This is a genomic window from Vibrio sp. Vb0349, assembly GCF_033338975.1.
On record NZ_JAWOTS010000001.1, the window covers coordinates 406918 to 426323 of the forward strand.

The window sequence follows — 19406 nt, forward strand, 5'->3', positions numbered from 1 at the left end:
AATATCCCTCAGCCATATCTGCTTGCTCTGGGCTGAAAATAATAATGATATTGCGAATTTGTTACATTTAAAGCTATGATGATGCCTTCATATTTAAAGGAAACATCATGACTACCTCATCGCACGGCTGGAGAACGCCGCAAAATTTCCTCCTGTTAATTTCCATTATCGTGCCCATTGCTTTTTCTACCTGGATGGCGTTGTTGAACAACTTTGTTATAGAGAAAGCAAACTTTGATGGTGCCGACATAGGCCTATTGCAAAGTGTGCGCGAAATTCCGGGTTTTTTGGCCTTTACCGCCGTGTTTGTATTGCTGTTTATCCGAGAGCAACGCTTTATGCTCGTCTCTTTGGCGATGCTTACGCTTGGTACGGCATTAACAGGTTATTTTCCCACTTTGTACGGTCTACTTTTTACAACCTTGTTAATGTCCACCGGCTTCCATTACTTTGAAACACTCAAGCAGTCTTTGTCTTTACAATGGCTATCTAAAGAAGAAGCGCCAGAAATGCTGGGTAAGTTTATTTCTGTTGGAGCTTTGGCTTCTCTGTTTACCTACGGCGCCATTTGGGTTTCGCTCGAACAGCTCAAACTTGATTTTAAAACGGTCTATTTAATGGCTGGTGGTTTAGGTTTTGTGCTCATTTTGGTGATGGCATTTGCCTTCCCACAATTTAAGACAAAAGTGCCTCAGAACAAGAAGCTCATCCTGCGTAAACGTTACTGGTTATACTATGCGCTTACGTTTATGAGTGGAGCACGCCGTCAAATTTTTACGGTGTTCGCTGGTTTCTTGATGGTAGAAAAGTTTGGTTACTCCGCCGCAGATATTACGTTGCTGTTCCTGATTAACTATGTCTTTAACTTCTTGTTTGCGAAGCGAATAGGCCGTTTTATCGGCGTTGTTGGTGAGCGCAAAGCGTTGATGTTTGAATACGTCGGTTTGATCTTCGTGTTCGTCGGGTACGGTTTGGTGCAAACGGCAGAGTGGGCGGCAGCATTGTATGTTGTCGATCATTTATTTTTCGCGTTAGCGCTTGCGATTAAAACCTACTTCCAGAAAATTGCCGATCCTGCCGATATGGCGTCGACCGCAGGCGTTGCGTTTACGATTAACCATATTGCTGCAGTTGTAATACCTGTTACGTTTGGTGTCATCTGGCTTGTTTCACCTGCGAGCGTATTTTACATCGGCGCTGGTATGGCAGCAGTGAGCTTGCTGTTGTCACTCAATATTCCAGCGAAGCCGGAAGAAGGCAATGAAACTCGTTTGTTGAAGTGGAGTTAAGTTGGTACTCACTATCTAGCCATTGAAGTGAATACCTGTAATTAGACTCGCTGAAAAGGGTGCTTATGCGCCCTTTTCTTTTGATTGCAAATAGATAATCCCCCCAATGGTTGTCAATGCATGCCACGTCCGTTAGGGTTTAGAACTAAGTATATCGAAATAACTTGGGCATAACTGACGCGAAACAATAAGAGGGGAGCTATACAGTGCAGATACATGGCAGAGAGTTGGATTTAGATCTAGGAAGCCGTCACATCGTTATTCAGCGCCGCTATGAGGCGTTAGGAGCTGTAAACGACCTACTCATTGCTATTTGGTTTTTAATTGGTAGCTTTTTCTTTTTGAACGATTCGTTGATTGAAAGTGGTACTTGGCTTTTCATCGTGGGCAGTGCGCAGTTGATCATTAAGCCCCTGATAAAACTGATGAGTTTAGTTCATGTTGGTCGTTTGAATAAGCAACTTTCTGGCACATCAGCGAGCCGCTGAAATCACCGCTTCTTTTGAATACTTGCAAGCAAGAAGCCAGCAGGCGAGTTATCGAGGGGAAAGACGGAAGATAACGTGGTCACAACACTAACCACGTTATGTGCAGTTTGAAGCTTCAGAATTTAAAACGGATACCAGAACAGTTGTGTGTCCATCACACGCTTGCTTATCGCAGCAATCACTATCACCGCAATCCCCGCCATGCAGATCATATCGGCTGTGGTTAGTGGTTTTAAGCTGTACCAAGTGCGAGAGGAGTGACGGCCAAAACCACGTAGCGTCATCGCGTTTGAGATTTGATCGGCTCTGTCCAAACTAGAGAAAATCAGAGGGCCAAGAATCTTCGCCACGTTCTTCATACGAGTGAACAACGGAGCCTTCTTGCTCAGTTCTACTCCGCGTGCTTGTTGCGCGTGCATGATGTTAACAAAGTCCTTTTTCACTTCCGGCAAGTAGCGCAGCGTTAAGCTCACGGCATAGGCGATTTTGTAAGGTACACCTAAGCGGTTCAAGCTGGCTGAAAACTCCGTCGGGTGAGTGGTAAATACAAACACCAACGCGATTGGGAACATGCTGAAGTATTTCAACGTCACTGTTACTAAGTAAAACAACGTCTCTTGAGTGAGCGAGTAATTACCGGGTAACGAGAGTAAAACCGTTGATGAGCCCATGAACTCAGTACCTTGTTGCGGCGCTAACGCGAACATAAACAGGGCATTGATCAGCAATACCGTGCCTGTACCCAGTAAAAGCGGTTTGTAGACATGAAATGGCACTTTGGTCATTTTCAATAAGCCTAAACCAAGCACGATCAACAGCGCGATGATTCGCAAGTCAAATGTGGTCAATACCACCGTTACCCAAGCAATGAAAAGCAAGAACTTAGTAATGCCATTCAACTTATGAAGTGGCGATTGGGTATCGATGTAGTTGATACCAAACTTCATCTTATTGTCTTTCATGCCACCGCTTTCTCTAGTTGGTTTACGTCGTCGCTTTTTTGTTGGCGGTGCGCTTTTTCTACATTGATAAAGTGCTGCATAAAGCCATTGGTGTCCTCGATACCAACTTTCGTAGCCAACTCAAACAAACTTGTGGTAGTGAGGTTTGCTTGGTCTAGTAGCTCTGGACTGCTGAATACCTGCGTCATTGGTGCATCCGCGACTAATTTACTGTCTGCAATCACGATAGAGCGCGAGGTGTATTCCAACACTAAATGCATGTCATGAGAGATGATCATTACGGTTACGCCCAACTCGCGATTGAGCTTTTCGATGAAACTCAGCATAGACGTGTAGTTTCGATAGTCCTGACCTGCCGTCGGTTCATCAAGGATCAGAAGCTCTGGTTCCAAGACCAAAATTGACGCAATGGTTACGCGCTTTTTCTGGCCGTAGCTCAATGCTTCGATTGGCCAGTGACGGTATTTGCTCAAACCGCACAGCTCAAGGACTTCAAGTACTTTAGCTTCGATTTGTTTCTCTTCAACGCCACGATTACGGAGGCCGAAGGCCACTTCGTCGAAAATCATGTGATGGGAAATCATGTGATTCGGGTTTTGCATCACCACACCCACTTTCTGGCTGCGCTCGAAGATGGTCAGTTCGTTAAGATCTTGACCATTCATGCTCATTGAGCCGCTATCCGCTTCAATAACGCCCATAATCAGTTTGGTGATGGTCGATTTACCCGAGCCATTTTTGCCAAGTACAGAGACAAACTCGCCACGCTTGATGTCAAAACTCACGTCTTCTAACGCGTTTTTCTCACCGTCGTAAGAATAGGTGAGGCCACGGACTTCAAGCAAAGTCTCGGCTGGCGTTTTGGGCGGTTGTGCTTTTGAACCATCAAACCATGCTTGTACTGCCGGTTTATATTGCTCCAACGGTAAGGTAGTTAAGCTAGAAGGTTTTGCATCGCCCTCAATCGCGCAGCCTGCTTCTTTCAGTGCTGAAATATAAAGCGGTTCGCGGATGCCGTAATCTTCTAGCAGAGGCGACGCTAAAATTTCATCTGGCGTTGTATCGGCAATGATTTTGCCGCTTTCCATCAAGATAATACGGTCAACTGAGCAATGCAGAACGTCTTCAAGACGATGCTCAATGATTACGATGGTTTTGCCCGTTTCGCGGTGTAGATCATCGATGATCTCGATGGTTTTTTTTCCCGTTTTAGGGTCAAGCGCAGCTAGTGGTTCATCAAACAAAAGGATATCGACATCATCGACGAGAATGCCCGCCAAAGAAACACGCTGTTTCTGCCCGCCAGATAAATCGTGGGGTGAGCGTTCTAGCATCTGTTCCAAGTCGACCATTTTGGCCGTGGCTTTGACCAATGGGTACATGTCGATATTTGAAGTTAGCTGGTTCTCCAGCGCAAATGCAATGTCTTCGCCAATGCTCAAACCGACAAATTGGCTGTCCGTATCTTGCAGTACGGTGCCAACTTGCTCAGTGTATTGGTGCATGTCGAAAGGGGCGGTGTCTTGACCATTGATGGTCAATGTTCCACTGGTTTCCCCTTTGATTGCGTGTGGGATCAGTCCGTTAAGACATTGCCCAAGGGTAGATTTACCACTACCACTTGGACCGATAATGACGATTTTCTCTCCTTTCTCTATCCTTAGATTGATATTTTTTAGCGTCGGTTTGTCCAGCGACTCATATCTAAAAGAGAAGTTAGAAAATTCGATTGTCATTCGACATTAAGCCTCTGTTAAGTTACGGCTTTGCTTGTTACGTTTAGCGACAGATTTAAGAATGAAGAAGCCAACAATAGCAATAAGAATGGTGTTACCGATCGCGATAATAGAAAGCTGGGTAAACACTTTAGTGAACGGTTCTGCGTATAAAATCGTGTCGAGGAATGCAGAGCAACCGTAACCAAATACGTTGCCTAATAGCGCAAGTACTACGAATAACGCGAAGTCTTTCATATTGAAATCACCTTTCTCCAAACGGTAGCGCGTTAGAGAAGGGAATAGACCGATAATCAAACCAACAATACCTGAACCAAGTACCCAAGTGAGCCATACGCCCCAACCTGCAAATAGGTCAGTAACCCAGTGACCAATAAAACCAACCAAGAAGCCAACAAGTGGTCCAAATAGTACTGAGAACAATGCTAATACTGCCATTGCTGGTTTTAGCGTTGTGTTTGCAAACACAGGGATGCCAAACATAGGTAAGCCGCCGATACCGTAAAGAGCAGCACCGATTGCAATAACCACAACAGTTTTAGCGGAAAGATTCATAGATAACCTCAGTTCAATAGTCGATTTTAAAGAACGTTTAATTGTTTTGTCGGAAAGCGTTAGTTATTTGATTGTGTAACATATATTCAAAACAACCAAGCTGCTTATTGTTTGCTCTATTTTTCTTCAGGAAATGTGTGATTTGATTCACGTATCCCTTTGACTGGCTTTGGTTTTAGCAAGCATTAAAAATAAGGCGCGCATTATACAGAATATTAATAAAAGTGGGAATGCTATCTATCTGGATGGCTAGAATGAATCAGGGGCTGATCGTCAGCCCCTGATTACACTGTTTGATGTTATTTTTACCGATAAATGAATGCGCTATATGTTCATTAATGGTCGAGGTATAAATAGTTCTGCCAGCTCTTCATACGAATAAGAACTTTGCGCATCACTGATACGTGAGTAAAGCTGTCTGAATAAACTGCAACTTCAACCGCAGTACCCATTGGTAGGTGGTATCCACTCAAGTCGTCGGTAATTTTCAGCTTCGCAAAAACACGTCCGCTCGTGCGCAAGGCATCAGTCCCAAGCAGAGCGCCTCGCGCTTGAATTTGGCTTTCACCAATGGCTGGAATCACGTCAATGACTTCGCCACGGAACACTTTGCCCGGAATTGCGCGGAACATAAATTCTGCTTCAAAGCCTGGCTTCAAGCGTTGTAATGAGTTCTGTCTGAATGCCGCGGTGTACGTAATGTCTTCGGTATGTACGAAGGTCATTGCCGGGGCAAGTGGCAACGGCACAGCCATAACACCAGGACGCAAAGCCAATTGCGTAACGTAACCATCGGTTGGCGCACGAACGACGGTTTGCTCTAGGTTAAACTCTGCTTTACGCAGCTCGGCAAGAAGTTGCGCGACTTGGGTATTTTCGCCTCCGATTTCAGAGTCCAGAGCGATTTGCGCTTGTTCTTGTTGCAAAATCGCAACGTCTAACATGGCTTCTGCCGCTTTATACGCTTGGCGTCGAGTATCCAAATCTTGTTCAGTAAACGCGCCACGATCAAAGCCCCTTTGATATCGGCTGAATTCCCTTTGTGCTTTATCTCTGTCCGCTTGCGCTTTCAATACAGCAGCTTCTGCCTCTCTTAGATCCGACTCTAAGCCCAACGCACCTTGGCTTGCTTCTTTGACTTTCGCTTCCAGGCGAGCAACTTCTGCTTCAAAAGGCACAGGATCGATTTTGAAAAGAATATCGCCCATTTTGAGCGGTTGGTTGGCCTGGACTGGCACTTCCACCACGCGGCCACGCACGCCAGAGACGATAGGCGTAGTCGGGAACACTTGGTTACCCAATTGAGTAAATGGGTGGTTGTAGTTCATAAGCAGCACGAGTGTGCCCACTAACACTACGCCGCCAAGTACGGCGGTTGGAACGGTCCATTTGTTTAGAGGAATATTGAAAATTTTAAAAATGGCAATACAAAGAGCTGCGTAAGTCAGAATCAGCAATAAGTCCATTATTCGTCCTCTTTACTTTGTTCAGGCAAAGGCATTTGCTGAATCTTTTGTTGTTTCAACATCGATACTTCGTTTTTGAGTTCGTTGACTTCATCGATGAGTTCTTCAAGGCGGTGATGAATGTCGTGTGTTTCTTGTTCTAGTTGTTTAAAACCCCAGCCGCGTTCCTTGCGCCATAATGTTGCCCAGATCCATAAAAATGGCCACAGCGCATGCAAAGTGAAAAGGCTGACCCAGCCAGCGTAGTGAATTGCGTCTTGGTGCGGGTGCTCTCTCTCTTTGGCGATTTCATATGGAATATCATGAATGACAATGATTCCGTAAAAGATCACTAAAGCAACGAAGATGAGTAACCCAAGTGCAAAATAGTCTAGAAACATCTTACCTACCTGTGCTTATTGCGAAATGGAAAATCTACGTAAATTAACAATTTAAGTATTTGTCTTAACTACAGATGAATCAAGCGGTTTTTATGTAGGAATTATGTTTATGCGATGTAAGTATCCACTGATGTTTATTGGCAGTTAAGGTGTTGCTGAGTACTTATTTAAACAAACAGTGAAGTGATAGAGGAAGGATAAGTAAAAAGTATAACAAAGCCCCAGATGTCAACCGGGGCATGGTTTAAAGTTCGGTACAGACTTGGTTTCTGCCGTTGGCTTTGGCGCGATAAAGAGCTTTGTCTGCACGATAAAAAGTTCGCTGAGTATTCTCGCCTTCTCGATGCAAGGTAATCCCTATGGATACGGTCAGCCCCCGTTCACCAAGAATATCGTCCCAACCATATTGATAAATCCGTTCACGATAATTCTCGGCATGCATTTCTGCGCGTTCCAGTTGGGTATTCTCAAGGATCACGAGGAACTCTTCACCACCAAATCGTACGCACGATGCGCCTTTAAATCTGAAGTAGGACGCCAGTTCCTGTGACACACTTTTGATCGCTTTGTCGCCCACCAAGTGGCTTAGTTCGTCATTGATGGATTTGAAGTGATCGATATCGATGACCATCAATGCAAATGCAGTATCGTGCAGAAGTAGATCTTTTAGTTTAACTTCTAACCAGCGTCGGTTGTGTAAAGACGTAAGTGGATCGGTAAAGACGTCCTGCTGTAGCTGAGCAACAGTATTTTTATGCTGCTTGGTGGTTTCTTTTAGTTCTTTGTTTTCTAGCTCTGACAAAATGAGTTTGAGTTGTAACTCAAAGCGTGAAAGTCGGCGTAGTTGAGCAGACCCTAACTCACCGATCGGAATATGTTTTACAAGATCAGATTCGATTCTATGCGCTTTTTTTTCACAATTTAATGCTTCTTGATACACCCCTTGAGAGGCGTAAACTTGACTCATCGCGTTATAAAAATGCTGAGTAACGATAGGAGATAGCTGCTTTTGAATCCTTTTACTGATGGAGTCCAGCGTTAAGTTAGCTAAAGAAGTGTGCCCTACACCGTTTAGACAATACGCAGTCTCAATTTTGACCATCGTGGATAACCAGTATGTCGTGGCACTACCCGTTGTATACTGAACATTCGAAATAGCCAGCAACGCATTGGGGTAGTCTTCTTGCAGACGATGTAATTTGGCTCGGTAGAGGTGAATTTGCGCGGCGAGGTTTTTATCACTGACGAGAATGCTCAGTTCTTCACATTCACTCAGCAACTCTTTGGCGTCTGCGGTACGGTTTAAGCTGATATAACATGCAAGCATGTACAGCTTGTAACGAAGGCGTAGGGATCGACTGCCAATAGCGTGATCGATAGCATCTATTTTTTGATAATAACGTAATGCACGTTGGTGATCCCCATAGGCATCGCACAAATTACCCATTCCAATAATGGCCAATACGTACTCATCAATATAGCCGTACTCGACGGCGATATTGGTTGAAGCAACATACTCGGTTAATGCCGCATTGTAGTCACCTAATTCAACTAAACGCTCACTCAAGCTTGCTTTCACAGAAAGAATATCTTCCGCATCTTCTGGTAAAACAAGCAACTCAAGGGCTTGTTTCAATTCACTAATGCTGTCGTTGAGCTGTTTGATCTCTCTTCGATACTCGGCGCTAATGATATAGCAATGCGCTTTCTCACGGTTTGTTGACGCAATATGTAACCCTATGTGTTCCCATAGCGTAATCGCTTCTTCACCTGAAACGGAAGAAGGATCGATACCTGCGTCAGTCACCTTGCTAAGCAGTTGTTCCATTCTTCATTACCTCAATATAACTTTCTTCGAGCTGTTCTAACGTGAATGGGAAGGTCAGGATATCTTGCAAATACAGTATCGGTTTCGGGCCTTTGATTCCGCGTCGCTTCCATGGATAGATGTCTAACATCGCTTGGACAGTGCGGTAGACCTCTTCTGCTGCTTGACCTTTTTCTGCAATTAACATTGCTAGCCTGTTACTGGAAATTCTCGAGATGAGGTCGCTGGAGGTTGTCAATGCATGAACGAGCTCGGTACAAACATCGAGAACTTCGGGGTTTGAATGCTGAATCATAATGATGGCGTGGTTAGAGCGTTTGAGCTCCGTTTTAAACAAAACTAACTGTTCCCACCAGTAGGTCTCAGAAACGACATTAGAGAACTGTTTTTCAGGGTCGTATTCGTGTTGAGAGCGAATATGATTGATCAGCTTACGTGCTCGCTGCTCTAGTTGGCGTTTAGAGCCTCTTGCTTTATCCATGCTGATTCGATGAGTTTGTTCTTTGAGCATTTTGAGTGCGTGCTTACGGTATTTCTTGAACGCGTTAAACGCAGACTCAAAGTCACCTTGTTCTTCAGCGACTCGTGATTGTTGGAAGCAAATTTGGCTGAGTAGCTCACCGTGGTCGAAACTGAGTGCAGACTCTTCTGCTGCAAGTAGCAACTTGGCAGCGCTGTCTGTATTTTGGCGCAAAAGCTCAAGTCTTGCTCGGCTAATAAAAGAGTGTGCTTTCATCCAAACGAGGTCATGCTCAATGGCAAGCTGGTGGGCTTTTTGGGTGGCTTCTTCGGCCGCATCAAGGCGTTCTAGTCCAAGCAGTGCTAACCCTTTAAAGTCCCAGATCTCGGCTTGCCACGTACTGTCATCATGATCTTTTAATACTTCGGTTGCTCCATCCAGTACCGTAAGCATCTCGACAAACTTATTTAGTAAGTAATAGTCCCAAGCTAATAGGATGCGCGCTTTGCCTTCTAACCAAGCAATACGAACATTGTTTGCCACTTTAACGGCTAACTCATGAGTTGAAGCGGCAAGTTGGTGTTCATTAGTGATGCGCCATACATTACCAAGCCCAATTAGAGATTCGATTTGAATTTCAACATCATCAACAAGAGCAGATTGTTCGAGCGCATTAATCCAATATTGTTGCGCGGAATAATACTTTGCTTGGCCCCAATATTGGAGTGCAAAAAGATGGAGAATTTCCGGGAGATTATCGTCGGTTTCAAGCTGTGTTTGTTTGCTGTAAGCGTCTTTGACGAGTTTTAAGCCTTGTCGGTAATCCATTAGGCACCAACAGCATTGCGCCATGATGAGTAAGGCTTTGATCTCTCCGTCCACAAATAAAATTTGTTCCGCGCGGATACGATATTGCTGCGCAATATTAAAGGTATGTTTAGGGGCCGATTTTATTTGGCCTTTAAGCTTAGTGAGATCATCTTCTAGCTGAATTTGGTTTTTATCCAACGTTCACATCCATGACTATCGAACTGGAAATCACACCTAATATTAAGTGGTTAGATGCATGTTTCTTTACCAAAGCGATGCGGATAACGTTTTGGTAAACGATCAGGGGCCGTAATGTATACCGTTACAACCCCTAATTACTACATCTAAATTACCAATAGAATAGCTACGATAGGAGCTGTTTGATTGTCAAAGGTGCATCAGAGACTTCTAACCTTTGTGCAGCGGTAAGACCTTGTTTATCCTGATAGCACAAATTATGCCAAGCTCTGAATATATCTAAAAGAGGTAAAATACCAGCAGGTCGTAATTTGCGACGTGGCTCGTTAATGAAGCTTTCGAAAAGGATCTGAAAGCGGTTTTGATAAAACTTCACATGACGAGTTGTCGCAACGTTAAACCATTTTTCAGGCTCATTTTGATCGCCAGCGAGGTAGCAAATGCCTTTGTGGTTTTCGTTTTGACTAGAGATTGCCCAACGATCGCGCCACCAACTCATATAGGCGATATCGACTTTGCCAAAGGGAGTACTCATGTCCCAACTAGCGTCCTCTTCTACGTACATCAAGTCGACACTTTTCTCTTTAATGCGAGGTAAACAAACGCTCAGTGCAGCCGAACGTAGTAGGGGATCTTGAGGCATGTATAGAGATACACGTTTGTTTGGGCAGCACATATCAAGTACGTGCAAATAGTGTGCATATGAGGTGTATGGTGGACGGACTAATGCCCCTTTTGAAGGGTAATGAAATACAGATAGATTACCAAGAGGGTCTTCTACGTTACCGCGAGCCAAAATTGTTTGGTATTTTTGGTCAATTCGCTCTCTGAGGTGATGAGAAGGTTCCGCAAGCGGCTCACTTGCTTCCGCTACGTACTCCTGGGAAACAAAACGAGACACCTCATCGTAAGGATTATGATCGAGCGTTGCGATTGGCTCTTCATCAGCGGAATAATTGACGTGCTGGCAAAGAATATAGCCAGAATGCGCTTCGCCAGAAACAATCCAATACACACCATTATTGCTGTTCGGTTGCAATGCAATATAGTTTGAGGCCAATTCATAATGCGTTGCGTGGTTTACCCAGCGCGCATCAATGGTTGCCAGCTTACGGCGGCAGCGGCTAGCTATATGGTCAACATGGTCGTAAAAGGTTTTTGGGTTAATACTAAGCTTACGGCAGATTTCTCGTACGGAATATCCCGTAAACAACAAGCCCATCAAGTTCTCTTGAAATTGAAGCTTCTTGTTGGCACCAGACCACTTGTCGACAAAGGTACTTTGACACACTTTACAGCGGTAACGTTGGCGATCGCCACTGTAACCGAAAGCGTGATAGAGGTGTTTGTGAGTGTGGACAGAAAGTCCAAAGTTGTCGCAATCATCATTACGGCAAGCAGGCAACCCGTCACTGTGGACGTGCCGCAGGCGATGAAGTTCGTTCACGACATCGCGATTATTAAGTAAGGGGGGGAAAGCTCCACATTCACGGCATACCATCGCCGGACGCTTAGGGTTCGCATGTTGCAGAACGTAACGCTTTGCATCACTCAATCCAAAGTTGTCACACGCCAATGTTTTACAAAAGTTGAGTTGTAACCCATCTGCGTCTTTTGGCAGTTCGCCGTTAGACACAATCGCCCCCTCGGGATAATTCGGGCAGCCAGCATAACTCTGGCTGCAAATTATTACTTACTATTTGTTCTTAGATGTTGATTGCAGTTTCTAGTGCAACTTTCATCATGTCGTTGAACGACTTCTGACGCTCTTCTGAGCCTAGTTTTTCACCACGGATGATGTGGTCAGAAACTGTCAGGATAGTCAGTGCTTTCGCGCCTAGGTCAGCTGCTACGCCGTAGATACCAGCCGCTTCCATGTCTACACCTAGGATGCCTAGTTTTTCCATCTTCTCGAAGATGTCTGCTTCTGGTGTGTAGAACAGGTCTGCAGAGAATACGTTACCTACTTTTACAGGCACTTCCTGAGCGCGTGCTTGGTTAACTGCTTCTTCTAGAAGACCGTAATCAGCGATTGCTGCGAAATCGTGGTTGTTAAAACGGATACGGTTAACTTTAGAGTCTGTAGAAGCACCCATACCGATAACAACGTCCATTAGTTTCACGTCGTCACGTACTGCACCACAGCTACCCACACGGATAACGTTTTTCACGCCGTATTCAGCGATTAGCTCGTGTACGTAGATACAGCAAGACGGGATACCCATGCCGTGGCCCATTACAGAAACTTTTTTGCCTTTGTAAGTGCCAGTAAAGCCGAACATGTTGCGAACGTCACAAACTTGTTTCACATCTTCTAGGAACGTTTCAGCGATGTATTTAGCGCGCAACGGGTCGCCTGGCATCAGAACTGTTTCAGCGAAATCACCTGGTTGTGCGTTAATGTGTGGGGTTGCCATAAGTGCTCTCCAAAGTTTTGTTTTGATAAAACGCCTCTATTATAGAACGCTATTACCAATTCTGTTGAACTTGTTCGTTTTCGTTGAGGCAATAATATCGGGACGTACAGTAGCCCCTTGAGAGCTTAGTCACAAAAACCACGCATTTAGAAACTGCAACTCCTATTGATAACTAAATCTGTTGAAACCAAAAGAGCAATCGATTTGCTTTTGAGCAGTTTGTCGATTGCGCGCACAAATTCTTTGTTTTTGGGCCAAACTTTTTTCTGAAAGCTGGTTGATCGAAATACTTTCGAGTGAAGTAAAACGATTAAATTGTACAACTTATTTTCTTGTACAATCTGGAAAGGCTTGCTATAAGTTATACAATAAAACTTTTTGTATAGGGATGCGTCATCATGGAATCTTCGATCAAAGTAGGTATCAGTTCGTGTGTTTTGGGTGAACGAGTGCGTTTTGACTCTGGTCATAAGGTGAGCAACTTTGTGACTAAAGAGCTTAGCCCGTATTTTGACTTTATTTCGGTATGCCCTGAAGTCGGCGTAGGTATGCCAGTACCCCGTCCAACCATTCGTCTTGTTTCTAATGAAGAGCGTGTTGCATTGGTTGAAACCAAAAATCCAGAAAATGATCATACCGACAATATGCTCACTTACTCGGCCAATAAAGTAGATGAACTTCAAAGTGAGCAGCTTTGTGGTTACATCGTTTGTGCTAAGTCACCAACTTGTGGCATGGAGCGAGTCAAGGTTTACAGCAAGAACAGTGCTGCGAAAGAAGGTGTTGGCTTGTATACACAAACATTGATGCAAAAAATGCCTTGGTTGCCTGTTGAAGAGGATGGCAGACTTAACGACCCTGTATTGAAAGAAAATTTTATCACTCGAGTATTTTGTCTAAATGACTTTTACGACTCGATGGATGGTGAGCCTACTCGTGGCAAAATCATCGACTTTCATTCGCGCTACAAACTGACGTTAATGGCACACCACCCAGAGTCATACCGCTCCCTTGGCCGCTTAGTCGCTGATGTCGCTAATTATGAAATTGAAGACTTTTACCAAGAGTATCGTTTAGGACTTATGAAGGCGTTAACGAATCGGGCTAGCCGCAAAAATAACACAAATGTGTTGATGCATTTACAAGGATACTTCAAACGCTCACTAACTAAAGAAGAAAAAGAAGAGTTAGCGACAGTGATTCACGACTACCGTATCGGAATGCTGCCTCTGTTAGCACCACTTACATTGATTAAGCATTACTTAAATACTTACCCAGACGAGTATTTAGCAAAACAGAAGTTTTTAGAACCGTATCCGCAGGAGATGAGATTACGCTATGGTTTGTAGTTCAGAAGAAAAACTATACGCGATCCGAGATGTCGCAGAAATCACGGGTGTAAAACCAGTTACGCTGAGAGCTTGGCAACGAAGATACAACTTGATCCAGCCTCAGCGAACAGAAAAAGGACACAGACTCTATCGCCAGCAAGATCTCGATACGATTCGCGAAGTCCAGAGTTGGCTCGCGAAGGGGATTTCGATTGGTAAAGTGAAGGGGCTGCTAGGAAAAAGCGCCGATGTCGAAGTCAAAAACGAGGTTCGCACACTCGAAGAAGTTGAAAACATGCTGCTTGCGCTGTCTACCCTGAATCGAGGAAAAGCAGAGAGTTTACTTGCCTCTGTTCTTAAAGAGTATCCACTAAAACTCGTTATTGATCAGTTTATTAGCCCAGTATTTGATGCGCTAGACATGGTGAAAGGATCGCTGCGATCTTTACAGGTCGGGTTATTTCAGACTTGTTTGATCACTCGACTTGCCCTTGTTATCGATTCTGAAAACAAAGCCGCTTCCAAAGGAAAGTGTCTGCTCATTAGCTTTGAACAAAACAGAGAGTCTGAGAGTTGGATTCAAGCAGCGAAGCTTTGCGAACAAGGGTATCACACGACTTTGATCGATAAGGTTGATGATGTTTCTGGTCTACTAGATCACGAGGTCGTTGAAAATGGTTCGTTTATCTACCTTTTCTCCAACAAAGCGCTAGCTGCTAAACAAGTAGCGTCCATCAAAATGCTTCACGCACAACTAGGTGATCGGATGGGGTGCTCTGAAGTGATAGAGAAATTACACCTAACTTAGTAGACAAAAGATAGGAGCTACCATGATTTTAGTATGGTTTCGACGTGACTTACGTACGTTAGACCACACGGCACTCAAAGCGGCATTGGATTCAGGTCAGCCTGTCGTCGCTTGCTTTATCGCGACGCCAGAGCAGTGGCGGGAGCATCACATGGCGCCGATGCAGGCAGACCTCATTGCTCGTCGCTTAGCTTGTCTTAACGAGGAGCTTGAAAGCCTTAATATTCCCTTTTTGTACAAAGAGGTACCGTCGTTTTCCGATTGTACAGATGTGATTAGTGGGTGGGCGGAAACACTTGAAGCTACGTCTGTCATGGCAAACATTCACTATGAGGTGAACGAACGAGAGCTCGATACACAAGTAAGTGAAGCGTTAGCTTCTCACGATATCGAATTTGAACTGTTTCATGACAAATGTGTGCACGCGCCAACGACGGTTCTTAATAAGCAAGGCGAATATTTTAAGGTGTTTACGCCATTCAAGCGTGCTTGGTTAACGCAGTTCCATATGCCGACGGTAGTAAAACCTCACGAGCAAGCGCCACTCAATAAAAAGGTACTCGAACAATTAGAGTCGGCTCGATTTAATTCAAGCTTCACATTTAGCTATCCTCGAGAATCCAGTGAAGACTGGCTGGCTTCGACTAATGATATTTTGAAGCAGCTTAGGGAATTTGCACGGGAGCGCAGTGACGCGTATCAAAGCGAGCGAGACTTTCCAGCTATTGATGGCACTAGCCAACTGTCTCCATACCTTGCGATTGGCGCGCTATCACCAAGGCAGTGTATTGCTCGTTTGTATGCTGAAAATCAACAAAATGACCTTACAGAAGGGAAAGCAACTTGGTTAAGTGAGATCATTTGGCGTGAGTTTTATCAGCACCTATTGGTTTTCGAACCAAAACTCGTCAAAGGCAAAGGATTTATCGATTGGGAGGATAAAATCCAGTGGTCCTATGATGAGAAAGCCTTTGAGCGATGGAAGACAGGAACAACAGGATACCCAGTCGTTGATGCAGCAATGCGTCAGCTCAATCAAACAGGTTGGATGCACAATCGATTACGTATGATTGTCGCGAGCTTTCTTACCAAGGACTTACATATTGATTGGCGATGGGGAGAAGCGTACTTCATGAGTAAGCTGGTGGACGGCGATTTTGCAGCGAACAATGGTGGCTGGCAATGGTCTGCTTCTACGGGCTGTGACGGGCAGCCATACTTTCGTATTTTCAACCCGATAAGCCAAGGCGAAAAGTTCGATGCTAATGGTGAATTTGTGCGCCACTGGGTACCAGAAATCAAAAGTGTACCGAACAAATACATCCATAAACCTTGGACTTGGGAGGGCTTTTCTTTACTGGAATATCACAAGCCGATGGTTGATCACAAGACAGAAAGAGAGATAACCTTACAGCTCTTTAAAAGTGCCAAGGAATAGAGTGAAATGCTTAGCAAAAAGCGATCAATGAGTTTCGCAAAACGTACCCTGCTATCTGTGTCGTTATCTTTAGTGAGTGGTCTATCATTCGCTAAGATGTACGAATTACCAGAGGATGGAAGCCGTTTAATTGGTCGCCTTGAAAACCACGTCGTGCAAGAAGGCGAAACCATGGCAAATATCGCTAAGCTCTACGATGTGGGTATGCTAGGTTTAATGGCCGCAAACAAAGGCGTGGATCCCTTCTTACCAGAAGAGGGGCATGTTCTTACTATTCCGACACAGCTAATCCTCCCAGACGTACCTTATAAAGGTATCGTTATTAATCTAGCCGAGCTGCGCTTATATTACTTTCCGAAAGGAGAGAATATTGTCCATGTATTTCCTGTCGGAATTGGCCGAATAGGGCGCGATACCCCAGTAATGACAACGCGTATCAGCCAAAAACGACCGAACCCTACATGGACTCCTCCAGCCTCTATTCGTGCCGAGTACAAAGCAAAGGGCATTGACCTACCAGCCGTTGTTCCTGCGGGGCCTGATAATCCACTTGGTATGTTTGCATTGCGTTTAGCTTACGGGAATGGCGAATACCTAATTCATGGTACCAACAAGGACTTTGGGATTGGTATGCGAGTCAGCGCGGGTTGTATTCGTATGGACCCAAGTGACATTGAGTGGTTATTTGACAAGGTTCGTAACGGCGAAGACGTTAACATCATTAACCAGCCTATCAAAATGACACTTGAGCCTGACAGAAGTGTGTTCTTAGAAGCACATGAGCCTTTGACTCGTAGTAATGGCGAGAAAGGTGAACTCAAAGTGCCGAAAGAGTTAAAGTGGTGGCTGGATGAATTCGGTATGAAAAACGTGAAGGCTAAAGCAGCAATCGCTGCACAGAATGGGGTTCCTGTCGAAATAACCGCGCCTTAACGGGCGTTAAGACGCGGTATCAAATCTTACTTAGTGTAAGACTGAGCGATGTTATCGATACGCTCGTTAGCACGCTCAGCTTCTTCTTGAGCAGCCATTGCTGCTGCGCCTGATTTTTGAACGTCAGATTGAAGAGCTTGTACGTCTTGGCTTAGTTGGCTAACTTGGTTGCTTAGTTCGTCTAATTTTGCTGCATTTGCTGTAGCTGCGTCATCAGAAGAAGCACAACCGGCTAGTAGAAGTACTGAAGTTGCTGCAGCTGCGATCAACGTTTTGTTCATATAAGAACTCCTTGCTTATAGTGAAAGTCTCGCCACTAACTATTATTTTATACAGTAGCGAGGTTAAATGTGGTTACATTTTATCAGTACATGATGTAGCAAAAGTCAAAAAAACCCAAGAATTTCATGGAGTACCTGACGTCAACTTTTACCTGAACTTAACAAAGTTTAACTACCTATCCTTTATTTCGTTCTCACAACAGTTTTCATAGCAGGTGTATTTGCCACGTTCCTGATATCAATAATTTAGACGATATTGACACAAATGAAAGTTTATTGGCCCAAATAACTGCTATTTACGTCGTTTTGTTGAAGAATAGAAGACATATCTGAAAGGCCTTTCATTAAACTTCACGTTCAGATGCACATCAAAAAGGCTAGGGTTTACTCTGAACTGAGCCACAAATGATGTTTTACCGTCACCACAGGGAATTAGTTTGTGTGATCTCTATCTATACTCCTATGATTTGCGGTATTATACCGAGCTTTATTTTTTTGCTGCGTTAGAGCGGAAACGACACTACAGAGCGCTCAGACGCTGACTGATTTATTGGAGAATACTTTGCAATTTAAAGATCTAGGCCTAGACAACCGATTGTTGAAGAACCTAAAACACTACGATTTTAAAAAAGCGACTGACATTCAGCAGCAGGCGATTCCTGTTGCGATTGCAGGCAAGGATCTATTGGCATCTTCGAAAACGGGTTCGGGCAAGACTTTGGCGTTTGTATTGCCAATGCTTCATAAGTCTTTAAAGACAAAATCGTTTTCTGCGAAAGACCCTCGCGCGGTTATCCTTGCTCCTACTCGTGAGTTAGCGAAACAAGTATATGGTGAGCTTCGTTCTATGCTAGCTGGCCTATCTTATGAAGCAGCACTGATTTTGGGTGGTGAGAACTTTAACGATCAGGTAAAAGCTCTGCGTCGTTACCCGAAATTTATCGTGGCGACACCAGGACGTTTGGCTGATCACTTAGATCATCGTTCGCTTTATCTGGATGGTTTGGAAACGCTGATTCTTGACGAAGCAGACCGTATGTTGGATTTGGGCTTTGCACCAGAGCTTCGTCGCATTCATAAAGCAGCCAAGCATCGTCGTCGTCAAACGTTGATGTTCTCTGCGACATTAGATCATGCAGACGTCAATGAAATCGCGGCTGAAATGCTCAATACGCCAAAGCGTATTGCTATCGGCGTTTCTAACGAAGAACATAAAGATATTACGCAAAAATTTTACTTGTGTGATCACCTGGATCATAAAGAGGCAATTTTAGATCGTGTTCTTTCTGAGGCTGAATACCGTCAAGTTATTATCTTTACGGCAACGCGTGATGATACTGAGCGACTAACAGAAAAGCTGAACGAAAAGAAACTGAAGGCTGTAGCACTAAGTGGTAACTTGAACCAGACTCAACGTAACACCATTATGAGTCAGTTTGAGCGCGCAGTGTTTAAGATCCTTGTAACGACTGATGTTGCTTCCCGCGGTTTGGATATTGCAACTGTGACACACGTCATCAACTTCGATATGCCAAAGCATACCGAAGAATACGTACACCGAGTTGGTCGTACTGGTCGTGCTGGAAACAAAGGGGATGCAATCTCTCTTGTTGGTCCAAAAGACTGGGATAGCTTTAAACGTGTAGAAGCATACCTACAACAAGATCTTGAGTTTTCAGTGTTCGAAGATTTGAAAGGTAAGTTTAAAGGCCTTAAGCCACCTAAACCAGATTTTCGCAATAAGAAAGCGACCGCAAAGAAAGCTCGCCCTCAAGCGAAAAAGTCGGCGAAAAAACCAGCTAAGCGTGACAAGAGCTTCTACAAAAACGTATCTGTGGGTGATGATGTCTTCATCCCTAAGAAAAAACCAGCGGCACCGAGCTCTGAAGAGTAAAAGCTGCTGTAGTTTCCCATTGATTTTAGTTCTTAAAAATCCGAGTGTTCGCACTCGGATTTTTTATGTCTGTCGCTAGGTGAAATAGCGTCTTTCCATGCTCACTCGTTTGTCAGCTTTTATACTTGTCTG

At 44.3% G+C, this 19406-nt stretch carries 17 protein-coding genes; 7 read left to right on the top strand and 10 right to left on the bottom strand.

The features are described 5' to 3' along the window. Positions 1-107 precede the first annotated feature (107 nt). Both R7Q47_RS01865 and R7Q47_RS01870 read left to right on the top strand, forming a co-directional pair. The gene (locus R7Q47_RS01865) at positions 108-1289 is read left to right on the top strand and encodes an MFS transporter (RefSeq protein WP_005375129.1); all 1182 of its coding nucleotides are present in this window, start codon (positions 108-110) and stop codon (positions 1287-1289) included. A gap of 206 nt (positions 1290-1495) precedes the next feature. Then, positions 1496-1777, top strand: coding sequence for a YrhK family protein (locus R7Q47_RS01870; RefSeq protein ID WP_213897528.1), 282 nt, complete (start codon positions 1496-1498; stop codon positions 1775-1777). 122 nt (positions 1778-1899) lie between these two features. Here the strand turns inward: R7Q47_RS01870 and R7Q47_RS01875 are convergent, their stop codons facing one another. The 9 genes from R7Q47_RS01875 to deoD form a co-directional block, all read right to left on the bottom strand. Beyond that, entirely contained in the window at positions 1900-2739 is an 840-nt protein-coding gene (locus tag R7Q47_RS01875) for an energy-coupling factor transporter transmembrane component T family protein (RefSeq protein WP_213972890.1), read from the bottom strand. Beyond that, positions 2736-4475 (bottom strand): ABC transporter ATP-binding protein, encoded by a 1740-nt coding sequence (locus R7Q47_RS01880; RefSeq protein WP_005375132.1) that lies wholly within the window; start codon positions 4473-4475, stop codon positions 2736-2738. Before R7Q47_RS01880 ends, R7Q47_RS01875 begins: the two co-directional genes overlap by 4 nt. Before the next feature lie 6 nt (positions 4476-4481). Beyond that, a complete protein-coding gene (locus R7Q47_RS01885) occupies positions 4482-5030 on the bottom strand; it encodes an ECF-type riboflavin transporter substrate-binding protein (RefSeq protein ID WP_005375133.1) in 549 nt (182 codons plus the stop codon). A gap of 335 nt (positions 5031-5365) precedes the next feature. Next, positions 5366-6496, bottom strand: coding sequence for an HlyD family secretion protein (locus tag R7Q47_RS01890; protein ID WP_318088569.1), 1131 nt, complete (start codon positions 6494-6496; stop codon positions 5366-5368). After that, on the bottom strand, positions 6496-6876 hold the full coding sequence (locus tag R7Q47_RS01895) for a DUF3302 domain-containing protein (protein ID WP_262583690.1): 381 nt from the start codon (positions 6874-6876) through the stop codon (positions 6496-6498). Before R7Q47_RS01895 ends, R7Q47_RS01890 begins: the two co-directional genes overlap by 1 nt. 244 nt (positions 6877-7120) lie before the next feature. After that, the gene (locus R7Q47_RS01900) at positions 7121-8704 is read right to left on the bottom strand and encodes a GGDEF domain-containing protein (protein WP_149191631.1); all 1584 of its coding nucleotides are present in this window, start codon (positions 8702-8704) and stop codon (positions 7121-7123) included. Further along, positions 8688-10172: a hypothetical protein gene (locus R7Q47_RS01905; protein WP_149191630.1), complete on the bottom strand. Its 1485-nt coding sequence runs from the start codon at positions 10170-10172 to the stop codon at positions 8688-8690. Before R7Q47_RS01905 ends, R7Q47_RS01900 begins: the two co-directional genes overlap by 17 nt. A 166-nt stretch (positions 10173-10338) precedes the next feature. Further along, positions 10339-11808, bottom strand: coding sequence for a hypothetical protein (locus tag R7Q47_RS01910; protein ID WP_005383936.1), 1470 nt, complete (start codon positions 11806-11808; stop codon positions 10339-10341). A gap of 70 nt (positions 11809-11878) precedes the next feature. Further along, positions 11879-12589, bottom strand: a complete 711-nt coding sequence (gene deoD, locus R7Q47_RS01915; protein ID WP_226082797.1) for a purine-nucleoside phosphorylase — start codon at positions 12587-12589, stop codon at positions 11879-11881. Between the two features lie 398 nt (positions 12590-12987). Between deoD and R7Q47_RS01920 the strand changes: the two genes are divergently transcribed. The 4 genes from R7Q47_RS01920 to R7Q47_RS01935 are packed head-to-tail and all read left to right on the top strand — an operon-like array spanning position 12988 to position 17099. After that, entirely contained in the window at positions 12988-13938 is a 951-nt protein-coding gene (locus tag R7Q47_RS01920; RefSeq protein ID WP_017635475.1) for a YbgA family protein, read from the top strand. Continuing rightward, positions 13928-14728, top strand: a complete 801-nt coding sequence (locus tag R7Q47_RS01925) for a MerR family transcriptional regulator (protein ID WP_033906723.1) — start codon at positions 13928-13930, stop codon at positions 14726-14728. The genes R7Q47_RS01920 and R7Q47_RS01925 overlap by 11 nt, the downstream gene beginning before the upstream one ends. A 22-nt stretch (positions 14729-14750) precedes the next feature. Next, positions 14751-16166: a deoxyribodipyrimidine photo-lyase gene (gene phrB / locus R7Q47_RS01930; protein WP_047104510.1), complete on the top strand. Its 1416-nt coding sequence runs from the start codon at positions 14751-14753 to the stop codon at positions 16164-16166. 6 nt (positions 16167-16172) lie between these two features. Beyond that, positions 16173-17099 carry a L,D-transpeptidase family protein gene (locus R7Q47_RS01935; RefSeq protein WP_248486157.1) on the top strand — a complete coding sequence of 309 codons (927 nt, stop codon included), beginning with the start codon at positions 16173-16175 and terminating at the stop codon, positions 17097-17099. A 26-nt stretch (positions 17100-17125) separates the two neighbouring features. On the opposite strand, the gene R7Q47_RS01940 is transcribed toward R7Q47_RS01935, so the two are convergent. Continuing rightward, positions 17126-17380 (bottom strand): Lpp/OprI family alanine-zipper lipoprotein, encoded by a 255-nt coding sequence (locus R7Q47_RS01940; protein WP_005375145.1) that lies wholly within the window; start codon positions 17378-17380, stop codon positions 17126-17128. A 550-nt stretch (positions 17381-17930) separates the two neighbouring features. Between R7Q47_RS01940 and R7Q47_RS01945 the strand changes: the two genes are divergently transcribed. Beyond that, the gene (locus R7Q47_RS01945; RefSeq protein ID WP_151515347.1) at positions 17931-19274 is read left to right on the top strand and encodes a DEAD/DEAH box helicase; all 1344 of its coding nucleotides are present in this window, start codon (positions 17931-17933) and stop codon (positions 19272-19274) included. The last annotated feature ends 132 nt before the right edge of the window (positions 19275-19406 follow it).

Coding starts and splice junctions, on each gene's coding strand:
- R7Q47_RS01865 (WP_005375129.1), top strand. CDS start 108: ATGACTACCTCATCGCACGGCTGGAGAACGCCGCAAAATTTCCTCCTG.
- R7Q47_RS01875 (WP_213972890.1), bottom strand. CDS start 2,739: ATGAAAGACAATAAGATGAAGTTTGGTATCAACTACATCGATACCCAA.
- R7Q47_RS01880 (WP_005375132.1), bottom strand. CDS start 4,475: ATGACAATCGAATTTTCTAACTTCTCTTTTAGATATGAGTCGCTGGAC.
- R7Q47_RS01885 (WP_005375133.1), bottom strand. CDS start 5,030: ATGAATCTTTCCGCTAAAACTGTTGTGGTTATTGCAATCGGTGCTGCT.
- R7Q47_RS01890 (WP_318088569.1), bottom strand. CDS start 6,496: ATGGACTTATTGCTGATTCTGACTTACGCAGCTCTTTGTATTGCCATT.
- R7Q47_RS01895 (WP_262583690.1), bottom strand. CDS start 6,876: ATGTTTCTAGACTATTTTGCACTTGGGTTACTCATCTTCGTTGCTTTA.
- R7Q47_RS01900 (WP_149191631.1), bottom strand. CDS start 8,704: ATGGAACAACTGCTTAGCAAGGTGACTGACGCAGGTATCGATCCTTCT.
- deoD (WP_226082797.1), bottom strand. CDS start 12,589: ATGGCAACCCCACACATTAACGCACAACCAGGTGATTTCGCTGAAACA.
- R7Q47_RS01920 (WP_017635475.1), top strand. CDS start 12,988: ATGGAATCTTCGATCAAAGTAGGTATCAGTTCGTGTGTTTTGGGTGAA.
- R7Q47_RS01925 (WP_033906723.1), top strand. CDS start 13,928: ATGGTTTGTAGTTCAGAAGAAAAACTATACGCGATCCGAGATGTCGCA.
- phrB (WP_047104510.1), top strand. CDS start 14,751: ATGATTTTAGTATGGTTTCGACGTGACTTACGTACGTTAGACCACACG.
- R7Q47_RS01935 (WP_248486157.1), top strand. CDS start 16,173: ATGCTTAGCAAAAAGCGATCAATGAGTTTCGCAAAACGTACCCTGCTA.
- R7Q47_RS01940 (WP_005375145.1), bottom strand. CDS start 17,380: ATGAACAAAACGTTGATCGCAGCTGCAGCAACTTCAGTACTTCTACTA.